The organism is Bradyrhizobium pachyrhizi (assembly GCF_001189245.1).
Classification (GTDB): domain Bacteria; phylum Pseudomonadota; class Alphaproteobacteria; order Rhizobiales; family Xanthobacteraceae; genus Bradyrhizobium; species Bradyrhizobium pachyrhizi.
Genome location: NZ_LFIQ01000117.1, coordinates 442,417 through 457,314, shown reverse-complemented (window position 1 = coordinate 457,314; position 14,898 = coordinate 442,417). Strand labels below are relative to the sequence as shown.

The window sequence follows — 14,898 nt, the reverse complement described above, 5'->3', positions numbered from 1 at the left end:
GGGTCCCTGCTTTCGCAGGGACGACGGGTGAACAGTATCTCGTATCAGTCCGCGACCAGCACGTCGGCGACGAAGCGCGGCTCGCGCACCGCCTGGCCGGCGAAGGTCGAGCCTTCCTCGAACCAGGAGCGCGGCGCCGGCGCGCCCCACAGCGTCTGGCGGCGCGGATCGCGCAGCGACCAGCGCAGCGGCTCATGGTCGTGATCGCCAGTGAAATAATCGCTGGTGTAGAGCTCGATGCGGTGGCCGTCGGGATCGCGGATGTACAGGAAGAAGGCGTTGGAGATACCGTGCCGGCCAGGGCCGCGCTCGATGTTCTTGAGGTAGCCGGAGGAGGCCATCACGTCGCAGAGATGCACGATGTTCATCGCGGTCGGTACCCAATAGGCGATGTGGTGCAGGCGCGGGCCGCGGCCGTTGGTGATCGCGAAGTCGTGGACGTTGCCCTTGCGGTGCATCCAGGCGGCTGCGATGCGGCCGTTGTCGCCGTCCTCCTCGGCATATTCGGTGAGGCGGAAGCCGAGCCGGGCGTAGAAATCGACGGTGTCCTGCACCTCGGCGGCGAACACGTTGAAATGGTCGAGTCGCTGCGGATGGCAGCCCTTGTAGAGATCGTAGCGCCGCAGCAGATGCGGGCGCTTCTCCATCGTAGCGTAAAGCTCGATCTGGAAGCCGAACGGATCGGTGAATTGCAGGGTGCGGCCCTGAAACGGCTGGTCGACGAAAGCGTAGGCGATGCCGTTCTCGGAGAAGAAGGCAGTGGCCTTGTCGAGGTCGCCGTCATTGCCGACCTTGAAGCCAAGCCGGTTGCAGGCCGCCTTCGCTGCCTTGCGCAGCACCACCGAGTGATGCTGGTGCTCCTCGCTGGCGCGCAGATACACCGACTTGTCGTCGCGGTCCTCGATGTGGAGGCCGACTGTCTTTTCGTAGAAGGCGGCGCTCTTGTCGAGATCCGTGACGTCGAGCACGGCATGGCTGCTGCGGATGATGTTGAACGGCGGATCGAAAACGTGTGTCGGAACGGGCATCGGTGTTTCCTCAATTTGTGTCCGTCATTCCGGGATGGTCCGAAGGACCAGACCTGGAATCTCGAGGTTCCGGGTTCGCCGCTACGCGCCACCCCGGAACGACGTGCAATCAAATTCCCAGTTTCTGAATCTTGTGCGTCCCGCGCGCGAGCGAGACGTGCTTGGTTTCCATGTAGAAGTCGAACGAGTAGTCGCCGCCGTCGCGGCCGATGCCTGACGACTTCATGCCGCCGAACGGAGTCGGCAGATGGCGGACGTTTTCCGAGTTGAGCCAGATCATGCCGGCTTCCAGCGCATCCGCCACGCGCAGCGCGCGGCCCATGTCGCCGGTCCAGACATAGCCGGTCAGGCCGTATTGCACGCCATTGGCGATCTCGATCGCCTCTCGCTCGTCCTTGAACGGGATCACGGTCAGGAACGGGCCGAACACCTCCTCCTGCGCGACGCGCATTGCCGAGTTCGCGCCGGTGACCAGCGTCGGCTGCACATAGTGGCCGCCGCCGGGGCCGTCATGCGGCTGGCCGCCGACCGCGATCGTCGCGCCGTCCTTCTTTGCGACGTCGAAATAGCTGCACACCTTGGCGAGATGCCGCTCATGGATCAGCGGCCCGATCTCGGTGACGGGATCGAGGGGGTGGCCGACCTTGAGCGCCTTGACGCGCGCGGTCAGCTTCTCGATGAACTTGCCGGCGACGCTCTCCTGAACCAGCAGCCGGCTCGACGACGTGCAGCGCTCGCCATTGAGCGAGTAGATCATGAACACGACGGCATCGAGCGCGCGGTCGAGGTCGGCATCGTCGAATACGATCACCGGGTTCTTGCCGCCGAGCTCGAAATGCACCCGCTTCAGGGTCGGCGCGCCCTGCGCCATGATCGCCGAGCCCGTCGCGCTTTCGCCGACGAAGCCGATCGCCTTGATGGCGGGGTGCTCGGTCAGCGCCTTGCCGGCCTCCTCGCCGAAACCATGCACGGTGTTGAGCACGCCGTCGGGGATGCCGGCCTGTTTTGCGAGTTTGACCAGCAGATCGGCGGTGACCGGCGACCATTCCGCCGGTTTATGCACCACGGTGCAGCCGGCGGCGAGCGCCGGCGCGATCTTCCAGGTCGAGAGCATGAACGGCGTATTCCACGGCGTGATCACGCCGACCGGGCCGATCGGCACGCGGGTCGAGATGTTCCAGTGCTCGTCCGAAGGCGTGTTGAGGCCGTCGCGGGCCTCGCCGCATTTGTCGGCGAAGAAGCGGAAATTCTCCGCGGCGCGGATCGCGGCCTTGGCCATGAAGCGGTGCGCCTGGCCGGTGTCGATGCATTCGAGCACGGCGATGTCGTCGGCGCGCGCCTCGATCGCATCGGCGACGCGATGCAGCAGCTTGCGGCGCTGCGCCGCCGGCATGTCGCGCCAGGCCTTGAAGGCCTTGGACGCGGCAGTCGCGGCACGGTCGATATCCTCGGCATTGCCGCGCGCGACGGTCGCCAGCACCGTGCCGTCGATCGGCGATTTCGTCTCGAAGGTCTGCCCGGAGGCCGCCGGCACGATCTTGCCGTCGATCACATGGCCGATGCCTTCGGCTTTCAAGCTTGCAAGCAGCGGGCCGGCGCGATCGCGGTTGGCTTGGAATACGTCGGCTGACGATTTCGCGGCGGCTTTATCCATTGACCGTCTCCACCTTCAGTGCATCGTGGATGTTGTTGCGCTTCCAGCTGGTGTCCTTGTCGTTGATCTGCATGTCGAACGACAACGCGAATTTGCTGTTGGCGAAGACCGGATCGAGATGGGCCGACAGCGCCTTGAAGATGTGCTCGCCGGCCTTCTTGCGGGTGGCGAGATCGCGGCCTTCGCCGAGCCGGAGCACCATGTCGAGGAAGCCGTAATTCTTGCGGCCGTCGGCGATCGCATAGTGCTCGCATCTGACGGCACGGACGCGGATGCCGCCGAGCGGGAAGATGCCGGTCTCGACCGCGGCCTTGCGGACCAGTTCGACCGTCGCGCCCATGTCGACGACATCGTCGAGATTGGCGGAGTATTCAAGCGTGAAATGCGGCATGCAGCGCTCCTGCTGAAGGCGTCAAGCGAAGTAGCAGCTCACGGAACCGTACGGTCCGTAGTCGGCCTGGATGGTGTCGCCCTTGCGGGTCTCGATCGGACGGATGAAGGAGCCCGCCAGCACGACCTGGCCGGCTTCCAGCGCCAGCCCGTTCGGCGCGATCTTGTTGGCGAGCCACGCCACCGCGGTCGCCGGATGATTCAACACGCCGGCGGCCAGACCGGTTTCCTCGAGCTGGCCATTTCGGAAGCACAACGCGCCGATCCAGCGCAGGTCGGCGTCCAGCGGGCGGATCGGCCGGCCGCCGAGCACGATACCGGCATTGGCGGCGTTGTCGGCGATGGTGTCGAAGATCTTGCGCGTCGCCTTGGTCTCGGGATCGACGCGCTCGACCCTGGTATCCAGGATCTCCAGCGCCGGTACCACGAAATCGGTGGCGTTGAGCACATCGAACAGTGTGCAGTTCGGCCCGGCCAGGCGATGCTTCATCACGAAGGCGAGCTCGGCCTCGACGCGGGTGGCGATGAAGCGGTCGGTCGGCACCAGGCCGCCATCGGCGAAGAACATGTCGTCGAGCAGGATTCCAGAATCGGGCTCGTCGATATGGAGCGCGCTCTGCATCGCCTTCGAGGTCAGGCCGATCTTGTGGCCCTTGACGACGCGGCCCTGCGCCACCTTCATCTCGACCCAGGCCTTCTGAATCGCGTAGGCGTCATCGAGGGTGATGCGGGGGTATTCCAGCGAGAGCTGGCGGATTTGCTTGCGGGTCTTTTCCGCGCCGTCGAGCCGTTCGGCTGCACCGCGGATATCGTCCTTGGAGAGGGCCATGCGTGCTACACAAAAGTGGATGCCGGGAGATGATTAACATGTTAAGTGAATTCCCGCAAACTGAATCAGGGCATGCTGCGACGCAAAAATTTGTTGCGCAGGATTAGGTAATGGCGCGCAAAAATTCGAACGACATTCAGCCCGGGCAGGGCGACGACGCGGTGGCGCGACGGACCCCGATGCGCGAGTTCTCGCGCTCGCTGCCGATGTCGCTGCTTCGCGCCCGCGAGGCTGTGATGCGGCAATTCCGTCCGTCGCTGCGCAATCACGGGCTGACCGAGCAGCAATGGCGGATCCTGCGCGCGCTCACCGCGGTCGACGAGATCGAGGTCACCGAACTGGCGCGCATGGCGTTTCTGCTCGGCCCGAGCCTATCGCGAATCCTTCGCGATCTCGAGGGCCGCGCGTTGATCGAGCGCAAGGCGGCGGAGAACGACGCGCGGCGCGCGGTGGTCTCGATCTCCGCCAAAGGGTTGAAGCTGATCGAGGCGGTGGCGCCGACGTCGGAGGTGATCTATGCCGAGATCACCCGGCGCTTCGGGGCGCGCAAGCTTGCCGAATTGCAGGAGATGCTGGGCGCGCTCGAAGCGAGCCTGGCCGGAATGGGCTCGTCCGATGACGCCGAAGTCGAGGCTGACGAGTAGCTGCGATCATGCGCGGCATTCGCCCTCAGGCCATGTAGGGCACGCGCGAAATCACGTTGATGGCGCGGAATTCGGCAATCCAGCCCGCAACCTTCGAGTGGGACCATTCGATATGGCGGCGCAAGATGGCTGCCGCCGCGTCGCCGTCCCGCGCGCGCAAAGCCTCGATGATCACCAGATGCTCGTCCATGAAGGAATCGATCTGCGGCGCGGTCAGGGCGACCTGGATGTGCTTGCCGATCACGAACGCACAATGGGTGCGCTTGAGCGCTTCGATCATCTCGCGATTGGCGCCGTAGCCCAGGCAGCGGATATGGAGGTCGCCTTCGATCTCATCGAGTTCGCCGACGCCGACGCGGTCGCGGTGCTGGATCCCCTCGCGCAGCCGCTCCGCCATCCGGTCGAGCAGGGCGGCAGGAATCGTCGCCGTCGCGGATTTGAGGAGCAGCGGCTCGAGCGTTGCGCGCACCTCGAAGATGTCGCGGAGGCGATCCTCGTCCAACGGCACCACGTACCAGTGCGCCTTGGCGCCCTTCTCGAGGATGCCGATCGCCTGCGCACGCAGCAGCAGGTTGCGCGCCACCGTGCGCCCCACCCGGAAATGCCGCGCCAATGCGAGCTCGCTGACGCGGAAGCGTCCGAACAGCGACCGGTAAATGATCTCACGTTCGAGCTTGTAGTAGAGCGTATCCCAGGCGTCGCTGCGCACGGCGTCGACGGGGCCGTCGGTCAGCCCGAACATTTCCGGTGTGATCGGGACGCGCCGAGGGTCGACCTTGCGCTTGCCGGCGATGACGCCGCGACCATCGAACCGGCGCACCAGACCGATATGCTCGAGCTGTTCGAAAGCCTGCCGCACCGGAGAGCGGCTGGAGCCGAACAAGGTCGCGATCGCCGATTCGGAGAGGACCGTTCCGGGTGGAACGTCGCCGGCCCGGATGTGCTTTGCCAATGCGCTCTTGATCAGCGCGTAAGCCGGCTGTTTTCGTCTGGTTTGCGATTTCGCTCGTGGAATCGACATGGAATGGCTGCCCGCTGGCCACACTATCACGTGATCGCGTCATGGTCGCTCGTAGCAGGCATTTACGCACCTCTGCCAGCGAACTTTTGACTATTGCGTGCAATGTGCAATCATGTTTAGCTGGATCAAACGCCAGATTGATGGTCGCCGTTGTACGTCTTGTGCACTGCAGCGGCGCTCACGTTTGCTCGTCGCGCCGTTTGATGGCTGCGGATGGGCCGACAGATCGACGCGTCCGCTCGTCTCAACGCAGCCGACAGCAAGCTCGGCGCATCACAGGGAGGATGGAATGAAACTGACGAGACGTGAGTTTTCCGCCGGTTTGGCGGCAGGTCTCGCTGCACCGGCGCTGATGCGCAGCGCTTGGGCGCAGGGTGCGACGATCAAGATCGGCATGTGCGTGCCGGTGACCGGACCCGCCGCGGAGCAGGGGCTGTGGGCCCAGAACGGCGCCAAGCTGGCGCTGGCCGCGGTTAACAAGGCCGGCGGCGTGCTCGGCAAGCAGGTCGAGCTCGTCATCGAGGATGATCAGACCACCAATCCGGGAATCGTGCTGGCATTCTCCAAGCTCGCCGCGCAATCCGACATCGTTGCATTCCTCGGCTCGATCCGTTCGACCCAGGTGCAGGCGATGGCGCCCGACGTAATCAAGGTCGGCAAGCCTGTGATGATCGGCGGCACCAATCCCGATCTCACCCATTCCGGCAATCCCTGGCTGTTCCGCTTCCGTCCGAACGACAATTATTCCGGCCGCGTGATCGCCGACTTCGGCGTCAACACGCTCGGCAAGAAGAAATGGGCGATCGTGCATTCCACCGACGCCTTCGGTACCGCAGGGGGCAAGGCGCTGTCCGAAGCGCTGACCAAGCTTGGCGCGCCGCCGGTGCTTGACCAAGGCTATGCCAACCAGAGTCAGGACTTCACCCCGGTCGTGCTGGCCGTGAAGCAGTCCGGCGCTGACGTGCTCGGCACCTACTTCACCTTCGAGAACGATCTCGGCATCTTCGCCCGCCAGCTGCGCCAACTCGGCGTCAATATCCCCTGGGTCGGCTCGCCCTCGGTGGTGGCGGTCTCCTCGACCAAGCTCGCCGGCCCCGCGCTGTTCAACACCTACGGTGTCGCCGACTTCGCCGAGGATTCGAGCGATGCCGCGAAGGCGTTCGGCAAGGCCTATCGCGATGCCTACAAGACCGCGCCCGACAACCAGAGCGCCTGGCCGTACGATGCGATCACCATCCTGTCGGCGGCGATCAACAAGGCCGGCTCGACCGATCCGAACAAGATCCGCGACGCCATCCTTGCGACGCAGAAGTTCGCCGGCGCCGAGGGCGAGTACAATTTCGACAAGAACGGCGACGGTCTGCACGGCTACAATGTCGTGAAGAACGACAAGGGCAAGATCGTCTACGACAAGCATATCGACTTCAACGATTGATAGCGGTTCGGCCTCTCCGGGTCGCCTGGGAGAGGCCGTTCGTTCGCGACACAATTCTCAGATCGAGCGCTCGTCATGGATCTCGTCCTCCAACTGCTCTTTACCGGAATCGGCATTGGCGCGGTCTACGCGCTGGTCGCGCTCGGTTTCGTGCTGATCTTCCGTGCCACCAACGTAGTGAACTTCGCGCAAGGCGAGTTCTCGATGGTGGCCGCCTATCTGATGGTGGTGTTCTCGGTCGATCTCGGCTGGCCTTACTGGCTGTCGTTCCTGATTGCGCTCGCCGGCATGGCGTTGTTCGGCGTCATCTTCAATCTCGGCGTCTACTATCCACTGCGCAATCGCACCTATCTGCCCGTGATCATCGCCACCATTGGTGCCTCGATCCTGCTGTCGAATTCGGTGCTTGCGATCTATGGCCCGCAGCCGCAGGTGCTGCAGGGCTGGTTCGATACGCCCGGCATTCAGCTCGGCCCGGTCTATCTCGACAGCCAGTATCTTCTGATCATCGGCGTCACGATCCTCTTGGTGCTGTTCAATTTCTGGTTCTTCGAGAAGACGCTGCTCGGCAAGAAGCTGCAGGCGACCTCGCAGGACAAGGAAATGGCCTCGCTGCTCGGCATTTCCGTTTCCACCATGATCATGATCACCTTCATCTATTCGGCCGTGCTCGGCGGTCTCGCCGGCATCCTGGTCGCGCCGGTGCTGTTCGTCTCGATCCAGATGGGCTCGACGATTGCGCTGAAGGCGTTTGCCGCGACCATCATCGGCGGCTTCGGTGACGTCGCCGGCGCCATCGTCGGCGGCCTCGCGCTCGGCGTCATCGAGACGTTCGGTGCAGCCTACATCTCGGTGCCATACAAGGACGGCTTTGCTTTCCTGGTGCTGATCGCTTTCCTGGTGTTCCGGCCGCAGGGCATCTTCGGCGAACGTGTCGCGGAGAAAGCATGAGCGCCACCGACAACATGATCCCCGCGCCGGCCGTGCGCTCGAAGCCGTTGATCATCCGCCATCTGCCGTACTTCATCGGCGCCGCGGTGCTGGTGGCGCTCGCCGCCGGCATGCAGTTCGACGGTTACATCCTCAACATCCTGCTGCAGGCCACGACCTTCTCGATCGCGGTGTTCGGGCTGTCGGTCGTGCTCGGCCTGTGCGGCCAGATCAACCTCGCGCAGGCCGCGTTCTTCGGCTTCGGCGCCTATGCGGTCGGGCTCGGGACCGCGGATCTGCATCTGAACTTCTGGCTCTGCCTGGTTGGCGCCTGCGCGATCACGCTGATCGCCGGCGCGTTCCTCGGCATGTCGACGCTCAGATTGGGCGGGCACTACCTTGCGATGGTGACGATCTCGTTCCAGCAGATCGTGACGCTGGTGATGATCAACGCCATCGGCGTGACCCACGGGCCGGACGGCGTTGCCAATATTCGCCGGCCGGAGCTGTTCCAGTCCTCGCAGAGCTATCTGGCCTTCTGCGTCGCGATGCTCGCGATCGTCGGCTATCTGGTCTGGCATCTGCCGGACACCAAGCTCGGCCGCGCCATGCGCGCGGTGCGCGACAACGAGCTTGCGGCGGGCGTCAACGGCATCGACGTGTTCCGCACCAAGATCTACGCCTTCGGGCTCTGCGCGTTGCTCGGCGGTCTGGCCGGCGGTCTGTTCGCCGGCGGCTTCGCCTATGTCAGCCCGGATCAGTTCTCGTTCGCGGAATCGATCGTGTTCCTGACCATGTCGCTGCTCGGCGGCGTGGCCTCGCCGATCGGCTCGGTGATCGGTACGGGCCTCTTGATCCTGATCCCGGAATGGCTGCGCTTCCTCAAGAGCGTGCCCGGACTTTATCTGGCGATCTATGGCCTGTTCGTGATCCTGATCATCCGCTTCATGCCCGACGGTATCTGGGGTTTTGTGTCGGACGCATTCACGCGCTGGCGTGCGCACACCAAGGCGCCGCCGGCCGCGGCGGCCTTGCAGCTCAAGCCGGCGACGTCAGGCGGCGACATCGTGCTCGAAGTGACCGGGCTCTCGAAGCATTTCGGCGGCCTCAAGGCGGTGGACGGCGTCGATATCGCGGTGAAGCGCGGCGGCGTGCACGCGCTGATCGGGCCCAACGGCTCCGGCAAGACCACGACGCTGAACGTGCTGTCCGGTCTCTACAAGGCGACCGCGGGCAGGATCGTGCTCGACGGCACCGACATCACCAATATGGCGCCGCATCAGCGCACGGCGGCGGGCCTCGGACGCACCTTCCAGAACATCCGCCTGTTCCGTTCGATGACCGCGCTGGAGAATGTCGAGATCGGCGCCGAACGGCCCGGCAACACCATGATCGGGAAGGGCGAGGACGCGCTGACCGAGCGCGCGATGGAGGCGCTGACCTTCGTCGGGCTCGGCAACCGCGCCAACGAATTGATCTCGAGCTTCTCTTACGGCCACCAGCGCCTGATCGAGATCGCGCGGGCGCTGGCGTCGAACCCGACGCTGCTGCTGCTCGACGAGCCGGCGGCCGGCCTCAACTCGACCGAGAAGCTCGAGCTGCATGAGCTGCTCAAGCGCATCGCAGCCCAGGGCCTCACGATCCTGATCATCGATCACGACATGACGCTGGTCTCGGAAGCCGCCCAGCACATCACCGTGCTGAACTTCGGACGCCGCATCGCGGATGGCGAGTCCATGGCGGTGCTGCGCCATCCCGACGTCGTCTCCGCCTATCTCGGGAGCGAATGATGCCGCTGCTCGAAATCCGCAATCTCGTGGTCCGCTACGGCGAGATCGAGGCGCTGCGCGGCGTCACCATCGCCGTGGAGCAGGGCCAGGTGGTCACGCTGCTCGGCGCCAACGGCGCCGGCAAGTCGACCACGTTGCGCGCGATCTCAGGCCTCGCCAAGCCCGCCTCCGGCGACATTATGTTCGACGGCCACTCGATCGCGGGCCTCGGGCCGGAAGCGATCGTCCGGCTCGGCATCTCGCATGTGCCGGAAGGCCGCCGCGTGTTTCCGGGCCTCACCGTGAAAGAGAACATCATGCTCGGCGCGTCGAACCGGAAGGTGTCGGCGTCGCAGATCTCGCGCGAGGCCGACGCGATGTTCGACCTGTTTCCGGACATCCGCGCCTTTTCCAACGCGCTCGGTTGGACGCTGTCGGGCGGCCAGCTGCAGATGGTCGCGGTGGCGCGCGGCCTGATGGCCAAGCCGCGGCTGTTGCTGCTCGACGAACCGTCGCTCGGGCTGGCGCCTGTCATCGTGCAGGCGGTGTTCCGCATCATTTCGCAGATCAGGAAGGACACCACGGTCTTGCTCGTCGAGCAAAATGCGCGCATGGGACTCTCGGTCGCCGATCACGGCTTCGTCCTGGAAACGGGGCGGATCGTGTTGGGCGGCAAGCCCGACGAATTGTGGGGCAATGAAGCCATCGCCGCGGCCTATCTCGGCGGCCACGCCAAGACCCACGCCTGACAACGTCCTGTGCTTTACTGAGCGAGCTGGTTTTTCATGGTCACCATCAAGGTCGATAACCTCATCAACTTCGTGTCCGAGGTGTTTTCCCATTCGGAGTCCTCTCCGGAAGAGGCGAAGCGCATCGCGACCTATCTGACGACAGCGAACCTCACCGGGCATGACAGCCACGGCGTGATCCGCGTGCCCGTCTATGTCAGGTGGAAGAAGATGGGCTCGATCGTGCCGAACCAGACTGCGGAGGTGGTGGTCGACACGCCGTCGCTCGCGGTGGTCGACGGCAAGTTCGGCTATGGCCAGACCGTCACGCCGGTTGCGGTCAAGCTCGGCATCGAGAAGTGCAAGAAGGCGGGGCTCGCCGCGGTCGCGCTGCGCAACTCCGGTCATCTCGGCCGCGTCGGCGACTGGGCCGAGATGGCCGCCGCCGAAGGCCTTGTTTCAATTCATTTCGTGACCGCGGCCGGCTCGCTGCTGGTTGCGCCTTACGGCGGCGTCGAGAAGCGCCTGTCCACTGCGCCGTATTGCGTCGGCATTCCACGTCAGGGCCAGGATCCGATTGTGCTCGATTTTGCGACCTCGGTTGTCGCCGAGGGCAAGTGCCTGGTCGCAAGCCGCGGCGGCAAGAAGCTGCCGACCGGCGCGCTCGTCGATGCCGACGGCACGCTGAGCGAGGATCCGCACGTGCTGTATGGTCCGTACACGCCGGACGGACCGCGCGACCACACCAAGGGAACCGGCGCGATCCGCGCCTTCGGCGATCACAAGGGCTCGGGTCTTGCCTTCATCTGCGAACTGCTCGGTGGCGCGTTGACCGGCACCGGCGCGACGTCGTCAGACCGGCGCTTCGCCAACGGCATGATGGCGTTCTACATCGACCCCAAGGTGATCGACACCAGCAATTTCTTCGACGGCGAAATCACCCGCTACACCGATTTCATCCGCGCCACCAAGCCGATCGCGGGCACGGATTCCGTGCTGGTTCCAGGTGATCCGGAGCGAAAAACCCGTGCCGATCGCACCAGGAACGGCATCCCCTTGCCTGACGACACCTGGGCGGCGATAGTGAATACCGCGCGCGAAGTCGGCGTCAGCGAAGTTTCTATCCAGCGGGCGACCAGCTGAAGGCTCGTCCCCCAATAAACCGCAAAGGGAAACGCGATCAATGGCAAACAAGGTCAAGCAAGTCTGGGCATCCGGCAAGGCGGTGGTGAACGCGTGGCTTGCGATTCCCTCCGGGTTTTCAGCCGAGGTGATCGCGCAATGCGGCTTCGACAGCGTCACCGTCGACATGCAGCATGGTGTGCAGGATTATCAGTCGATGGTGCAATGCTTCCAGTCGATGCACGCCCATCCGGTGACGCCGATGGTCCGCGTGCCCTGGAATGAGCCCGGCATCATCGGCAAGGTGCTGGACGGCGGCGCCTATGGCGTGATCTGCCCGATGGTCAACACGCCGCAGGAAGCCAAGAACCTCGTCTCCTACGCCAAATATCCGCCGAAGGGCGTGCGCTCCAACGGCCCGATCCGCGCCGGCATGTACGGCTCGGCCGGCACCTATCAGCAGACCGCCAACGACGAGATCGTGCTGCTGCCGATGATGGAGACCAAGACCGCGGTCGAGAACATGGAAGCGATCCTCGATGTCGAAGGCATCGACGGCGTGTATATCGGCCCGTCCGATCTCGGCTTCTCCTACGGCCTGGTGCCGAAGCTCGATCGCGACGAGCCGGAGATCCTCAAGATCTACGAGAAGATCATCAAGGAGTGCGGCAAGCGCGGCCTCAATCCGGGCATCCACTGCTCGGGCGCCGAGGGCGCGGTGCGCGCAATCAACATGGGCTTCAAGCTCGTGACGCTGTCGAACGAAGTCGGCCTGATGCAGGTCTACGCCAAGATGCAGGTCAATGCGACCCGCGAGAAGTCCGGCGGCAAGGCGTAAGCTCTGTCCGCGATGTTAGCTCTGCTCCCTCGCCCCGCTCTCTTGTCCACCGAAGCCCGCCTTCGGGCGAAGGCGGATGCGGGGAGAGGGTTGGGGTGAGGGGCCTCTATCCGGCGAGCACCATCGTTGTAAGTGACATCGTGCCTCGCCCCTCACCCGGATCGCTGACGCGATCCGACCTCTCCCCGTAAAGGACGGGGAGAGGTGAAGAAAACACCAAGGAGAGCTCCCATGGCCTCGGCACAAGTGATCCGCCTGCACGCCGACGACAGCGTCCTGATCGCGCGCGCGAGCCTGCCGCCGGGGCTGGAGGTCGCCGATGGCGTCACCACCGTCGATCGGATCCCCGCGGGCCACAAGGTCGCGATCAAGCCGATCGCGCAAGGCGAGCCGATCCGGCGCTACGGTCAGATCATCGGCTTCGCGACCCAGGCGATCGCGCCCGGCCAGCATGTGCATACGCAGAACTGCGGCATGGGCGATTTCGCCAAGGATTATGCCTATGGCGTCGACGTCAAGCCGGTGCCGAACTTCGATCTGCCGGCGACCTTCGAAGGCATCCGCCGCGCCGACGGCCGCGTCGCGACCCGCAATTATATCGGCATCCTCACCTCGGTGAATTGCAGCGCCCATGTCGCCGGCATCGTGGCCGACATGTTCAAGAAGAATCCGTTCACCGGCGACAATCCGCTCGCCGATTACCCGAATGTCGACGGCGTCGTCGCGCTGACCCACAAGACCGGCTGCGGCATGACCCAGGACGAGCCCTTGGCGCTGCTCCGCCGCACGCTCGGCGGCTATGCGCGGCACGTCAATTTCTCCAACGTCATCGTGCTCGGCCTCGGCTGCGAGGTGAACCAGATCGGCGGCCTGATGCAGGAACAGAAGCTCGCCGGCCGCCTGCGCGCGATGGACATCCAGGAGGTCGGCGGCACCCGCAAGACGGTGGAAGCTGGCGTTGCCTTCGTGAAGGAGGCGCTCGCCGATGCCAACAAGGTCAAGCGCGAGGCGGTGCCGGCGAGCGAACTCACCGTGGCGCTGCAATGCGGCGGCTCGGATGGTTACTCCGGCGTATCTGCCAATCCGGCGCTCGGCGCGGCGAGCGATTTGCTGGTCCGTCACGGCGGCACCGTGATCCTCTCGGAGACGCCCGAGACCTATGGCGCCGAGCATCTGTTGACTCGCCGCGCCGTCAGCCGCGAGGTCGGTGAGAAGCTGGTCGGCCTGATGCGCTGGTGGGAGGAGTACACCCAGCGTGAGGGCGCTGAGATGAACGCCAATCCGAGCCCCGGCAACAAGGCCGGCGGTCTCACCACCATCCTCGAGAAGTCGCTCGGCGCGATGGCCAAGGCCGGCAGCACCAACCTCGTCGACGTCCTCAACTATGCCGAACCCGTCACCAAGAAGGGCTTTGTGTTCATGGACACGCCCGGCTACGACCCGGTCGCGGCGACCGGGCAGGTCGCGGGCGGCGCCAACCTCGTCTGCTTCACCACCGGCCGCGGCAGCGTGTTCGGCTGCAAGCCCGCGCCGTCGATCAAGCTCGCCACCAACACGCCGATGTACAAGCGGATGGAAGACGACATGGACGTCAATTGCGGCACCATCCTCGACGGCGAAGAGAGCGTGCAGGAATGCGGCCAGCGCATCTTCGACCTCATCCTCAAGACCGCCTCGGGCCAGCCGACCAAGAGCGAGAGCTTTGACTTCGGCGGCGCCGAATTCGCGCCGTGGGTGCTCGGCGCGACGATGTAGTTTAGAGCCACGATCTAGCCCTTCACTCCGCCGTCGTCCCTGCCGAGTGCGCTATTGCGCACGGAGCAGGGACCCATAACCACCGGCCGTAGTGTGTGCAAGGCATCCGCCACCTTCTTTCATCAATAGGATCACGCGGTATGGGTCCCTGCTTTCGCAGGGACGACGAGGAAGTACGTTGGCGAATGCAGCTTCCCGGACTACGCTGCCCCTCCATCCGGAGCTACGGATGGGGCGGAGGAAGCATGCGTGCGCGTCGGTTGGGAATTGTCGGATGCATCGCATTTCTCGCCGCTTTGAGCCTCGGCGTCGGTTCGGCTGACGCCGCAACCATAGTCGCGCTTGGCGCGAGCAATACCTACGGCAAGGGCGTGGCGCGCAACCAGGCCTATCCCGCGCAGCTCGAAGCGATCTTGCGGGCGAAGGGATTGAACGTCCGTGTCGTGAACGCCGGCATCAACGGCGATACCACGGAAGGGATGCTGCAACGCCTGGACCGCGCCGTCCCGAACGGGACCCGTGCGGTTATTTTGCAGCCAGGCGGCAATGATCGACGCAAGGGCAGCCCAGACCGGACAGCGGATATTCAAAGTCGCCTCAGCGCCCGCGGCATCGCGGTGATCATGCTCCCTAACGGGATGCTGGGTGGACTCCCCCATCAGCCCGATGGTGTGCATTTGACCCCCGAGGGCTATCACATGCTCGCCGAGCAACTCGCGTCGCAGGTATCCGGCGCGATCGGCCGCTAGCTATCG

Annotated in this window: 14 protein-coding genes; 9 read left to right on the top strand and 5 right to left on the bottom strand. The window is 64.5% G+C overall.

The genetic code is table 11. From position 1 onward, the window contains the following. Window positions 1-44 precede the first annotated feature (44 nt). The 4 genes from hpaD to hpaH all read right to left on the bottom strand — a co-directional run bounded on the left by hpaD (window position 45) and on the right by hpaH (window position 3,901). Window positions 45-1,028 carry a 3,4-dihydroxyphenylacetate 2,3-dioxygenase gene (gene hpaD, locus AKL29_RS33880; protein WP_050387153.1) on the bottom strand — a complete coding sequence of 328 codons (984 nt, stop codon included), beginning with the start codon at window positions 1,026-1,028 and terminating at the stop codon, window positions 45-47. A gap of 109 nt (window positions 1,029-1,137) precedes the next feature. Further along, window positions 1,138-2,682, bottom strand: coding sequence for a 5-carboxymethyl-2-hydroxymuconate semialdehyde dehydrogenase (gene hpaE / locus AKL29_RS33875; protein ID WP_050387152.1), 1,545 nt, complete (start codon window positions 2,680-2,682; stop codon window positions 1,138-1,140). Next, window positions 2,675-3,073 carry a 5-carboxymethyl-2-hydroxymuconate Delta-isomerase gene (locus AKL29_RS33870; protein ID WP_050387151.1) on the bottom strand — a complete coding sequence of 133 codons (399 nt, stop codon included), beginning with the start codon at window positions 3,071-3,073 and terminating at the stop codon, window positions 2,675-2,677. The genes hpaE and AKL29_RS33870 overlap by 8 nt, the downstream gene beginning before the upstream one ends. A gap of 21 nt (window positions 3,074-3,094) precedes the next feature. Beyond that, window positions 3,095-3,901 (bottom strand): 2-oxo-hept-4-ene-1,7-dioate hydratase, encoded by an 807-nt coding sequence (gene hpaH, locus AKL29_RS33865; protein WP_050387150.1) that lies wholly within the window; start codon window positions 3,899-3,901, stop codon window positions 3,095-3,097. A 110-nt stretch (window positions 3,902-4,011) separates the two neighbouring features. Between hpaH and hpaR the strand changes: the two genes are divergently transcribed. Continuing rightward, complete coding sequence (gene hpaR / locus AKL29_RS33860; RefSeq protein WP_050387149.1) at window positions 4,012-4,545, top strand: homoprotocatechuate degradation operon regulator HpaR; 534 nt, start codon at window positions 4,012-4,014, stop codon at window positions 4,543-4,545. A 25-nt stretch (window positions 4,546-4,570) separates the two neighbouring features. On the opposite strand, the gene AKL29_RS33855 is transcribed toward hpaR, so the two are convergent. Further along, the gene (locus AKL29_RS33855) at window positions 4,571-5,566 is read right to left on the bottom strand and encodes a GntR family transcriptional regulator (RefSeq protein ID WP_028331738.1); all 996 of its coding nucleotides are present in this window, start codon (window positions 5,564-5,566) and stop codon (window positions 4,571-4,573) included. Between the two features lie 289 nt (window positions 5,567-5,855). On the opposite strand from AKL29_RS33855, the gene AKL29_RS33850 reads away from it, so the two are divergent. The 8 genes from AKL29_RS33850 to AKL29_RS33815 all read left to right on the top strand — a co-directional run bounded on the left by AKL29_RS33850 (window position 5,856) and on the right by AKL29_RS33815 (window position 14,892). Next, the gene (locus AKL29_RS33850; protein WP_028331737.1) at window positions 5,856-7,001 is read left to right on the top strand and encodes an ABC transporter substrate-binding protein; all 1,146 of its coding nucleotides are present in this window, start codon (window positions 5,856-5,858) and stop codon (window positions 6,999-7,001) included. Between the two features lie 75 nt (window positions 7,002-7,076). Then, window positions 7,077-7,952, top strand: coding sequence for a branched-chain amino acid ABC transporter permease (locus tag AKL29_RS33845; protein WP_016841141.1), 876 nt, complete (start codon window positions 7,077-7,079; stop codon window positions 7,950-7,952). Further along, the gene (locus AKL29_RS33840; protein WP_050387148.1) at window positions 7,949-9,721 is read left to right on the top strand and encodes a branched-chain amino acid ABC transporter ATP-binding protein/permease; all 1,773 of its coding nucleotides are present in this window, start codon (window positions 7,949-7,951) and stop codon (window positions 9,719-9,721) included. Before AKL29_RS33845 ends, AKL29_RS33840 begins: the two co-directional genes overlap by 4 nt. Further along, the gene (locus tag AKL29_RS33835; protein WP_026192494.1) at window positions 9,721-10,449 is read left to right on the top strand and encodes an ABC transporter ATP-binding protein; all 729 of its coding nucleotides are present in this window, start codon (window positions 9,721-9,723) and stop codon (window positions 10,447-10,449) included. The genes AKL29_RS33840 and AKL29_RS33835 overlap by 1 nt, the downstream gene beginning before the upstream one ends. A gap of 36 nt (window positions 10,450-10,485) precedes the next feature. Further along, window positions 10,486-11,571, top strand: coding sequence for a malate/lactate/ureidoglycolate dehydrogenase (locus AKL29_RS33830; RefSeq protein ID WP_028331735.1), 1,086 nt, complete (start codon window positions 10,486-10,488; stop codon window positions 11,569-11,571). Window positions 11,572-11,611: 40 nt separating this feature from the next. Then, window positions 11,612-12,388, top strand: coding sequence for an HpcH/HpaI aldolase family protein (locus tag AKL29_RS33825; protein ID WP_018270573.1), 777 nt, complete (start codon window positions 11,612-11,614; stop codon window positions 12,386-12,388). A 231-nt stretch (window positions 12,389-12,619) separates the two neighbouring features. Next, the gene (locus AKL29_RS33820) at window positions 12,620-14,143 is read left to right on the top strand and encodes a UxaA family hydrolase (protein ID WP_050387147.1); all 1,524 of its coding nucleotides are present in this window, start codon (window positions 12,620-12,622) and stop codon (window positions 14,141-14,143) included. Between the two features lie 245 nt (window positions 14,144-14,388). Next, complete coding sequence (locus tag AKL29_RS33815; protein WP_063779982.1) at window positions 14,389-14,892, top strand: GDSL-type esterase/lipase family protein; 504 nt, start codon at window positions 14,389-14,391, stop codon at window positions 14,890-14,892. The last annotated feature ends 6 nt before the right edge of the window (window positions 14,893-14,898 follow it).